Raw genomic sequence first — 2,349 nt, 5'->3', positions numbered from 1 at the left:
TATAAATAAATTTTCCCATTACCTTAACCTCCTATAACAATCTCTCTACATCTTCAACTTGAAATTCATCCATGTACTTTTCTAGTTCGTCACGAATTTTATTAATCAAATACTCTTCCACATCTTGTAAATCAGTGTGTTTGTGGACTGTAGCTTTGACTTTTGCGGTAAACGTAGCTTTTACTTTGAATTGCATTTCTACGTCGTCATTGTCGATATTCAATTAATCTACCTCCTCGATTTCCATGATGATTTTAGCTTCATTACCGTATTGCTTTAAGGTTCTTACATCTACAATCTGGCCATCATCTTTCCACAGATGCTTATTGCCGGCATCTAAAACAGTTTTCATCAAATTATCTACATCAGGATTTGTAGACTTATACTTGCCGACCATTGCCAAGCGTTTCTTCTTACTCCAACTTTCAGGCGGTATAAAGATAAACTTCAACGTTACAATCACGCTATTTTCCAACATAAGTTTAGGCATCTGCTTTTGTATAAAAGCTTTATGCGCCGTATAAGTGGCAGGCATATAGGTTTGTACAAATTTTCCTCTATTCGCAAATCTCGGTCTTGGTGAAGCCATAGGTGCTTCATGTGTTTCATTGAACTTAATTTCTATTTCCATAAGACACCTCTATTTGACGCACAGCAGGCGTTGTACGACGTTTTTTACATTGGTATAGGAATAAGTCGTACAACCTCTCAGCGTTGCCCTGTGCTTGTGTAATCATCATCTCTGCAAACACTGAACTGCAGTTAAGATGACGCATGATATATTCTTTGGTTAACATCAAAAATTTAACCCTCGCATTCTGTAATCCTCGCCATTCATATTGATTGTTGTTGTATTTTTCATCATTCGACTAAATATTTTGGCCAGATCCTTATTTTGTATCAGTTCTTTACTACTGTTATTAGTAGTGATGATATTGTGCTTGCCAGTACGTGATTCCATTACTTCAAACAGCTTCTGTACACCGAAGTTGCTTAATGATGTTCCATAATCATCTAATACAAGCAAGTCAACATCAGATATTGCTTTATCTATTTCTCTCTCTGTGATTTGAGAAGATTTGTTATATGTGTCTTTATAGGTTGTAATTAACTGCGGCACATTCATGTATAGAACCGAGTAACCTTTCTCTTTTACACGTTTGATAGTAGCCATAGATAAATGGCTCTTACCCGTACCATAACTGCCAAATAATAAAATGGATTGTTTGTTATCTAAAGTGAAGTTGTTCGCATAACGTTCTAGTAATGCTTTCGCTCTAGCAAGTTGTTCACTTGTAGGCAGGTAATTATCAAAGGTTGCATCTGCCAGATCATCATTGATGATTGATTTTTTAAAGATTGCGTTTGCTTTAATACGTTGCTGGTTTCTTTCGAAGTTTTCTTTGGCTTCTTCAGCAAGTGCTATCATTTCGCAATCACAACCATGTTTAAATACTTGGCCATTCTCAAATTCGTAATAATCATAATTACGGCCGCACTTATCACAATGCAAGTTCATTTCCTGTTTAACAATCTTATTTCTTCCTTTTGCTTTCTTAGCTATTTCAGAAAACGAGTTCATCTAAAACACACCCTCATATTGCTTTTTCCATTCTTCGTCAACAGCGTTGGGTTGTTGTTGGTTAAGGTAACCTTCAAATTTAGTACCGAATAACGTTTCGGGTCTCAGATACTGGTTCATCTTTTTATCTTCCAACCATTGATCACTCATGTTGTCTATAACTTGTTTGAAGTCGTCTAAGCTAAATCCTTCTTTAATTCTGGCTCTAATTAGGGACTGAGTCTTTTTGGTAGTATGTTTATATTGCTTGCCTGTTCTTTTATTCAAATAATCTATTACCTGTTGATACGGTGCTGTCGGGTTGCCCGACATAGTATCTATTCTATTTATAGTATTATCTCTTGTATTATTAATACTTGTATTATTCTCTTGGAAGTTTGCTTCCATAGGGGGTAGGAAATCTTTTTCTATACCCCTATGGAATTTATTTTCTACAGGTATAGAAGATTGCGTCATGGGGTACATTCTTCTCTGTTTAACTTCATTGCCTTTATATTTGAATTCTATTGTTAAGTAACCTTGCTCTTTAAGGTTGTTTACTCTTGCTGATATAGTTCTTTTAGTTACATCGTATAACCTTGCAAAATAATTATTACTTGCAGTACAATAGCCGAATTTGTTACTCAATGCAGTGATTTCTGCGTATAGTAATTTCTCGCTATCAGTGAGTCTATTATCATACCTAACAGCTGCAGTGATTATTGCGTAATAACTGGGTTGGTCGCTCATATGCATTCTCCTTTCTGGTATAATCTTTCTGAATGCTT

At 35.5% G+C, this 2,349-nt stretch carries 4 protein-coding genes; all 4 read right to left on the bottom strand.

Translation table 11 applies throughout. From position 1 onward, the window contains the following. Positions 1-31: 31 nt before the first annotated feature. Complete coding sequence (locus HMPREF2846_RS08520) at positions 32-223, bottom strand: hypothetical protein (protein WP_070626439.1); 192 nt, start codon at positions 221-223, stop codon at positions 32-34. After that, positions 224-631 (bottom strand): RusA family crossover junction endodeoxyribonuclease, encoded by a 408-nt coding sequence (locus HMPREF2846_RS08515; RefSeq protein ID WP_070626438.1) that lies wholly within the window; start codon positions 629-631, stop codon positions 224-226. It lies immediately after the preceding gene. 165 nt (positions 632-796) lie between these two features. Further along, on the bottom strand, positions 797-1,582 hold the full coding sequence (locus tag HMPREF2846_RS08505; RefSeq protein WP_070626436.1) for an ATP-binding protein: 786 nt from the start codon (positions 1,580-1,582) through the stop codon (positions 797-799). Beyond that, positions 1,583-2,349 (bottom strand): conserved phage C-terminal domain-containing protein (locus HMPREF2846_RS08500; protein ID WP_256274586.1); only part of this gene is annotated, 767 nt, incomplete at its 5' end.

The organism is Staphylococcus sp. HMSC056G08 (assembly GCF_001812305.1).
GTDB lineage: Bacteria > Bacillota > Bacilli > Staphylococcales > Staphylococcaceae > Staphylococcus > Staphylococcus simulans.
The sequence above is the reverse complement of the archived record's forward strand: the minus strand, read 5'-3'. Positions and strand labels throughout refer to the sequence as shown.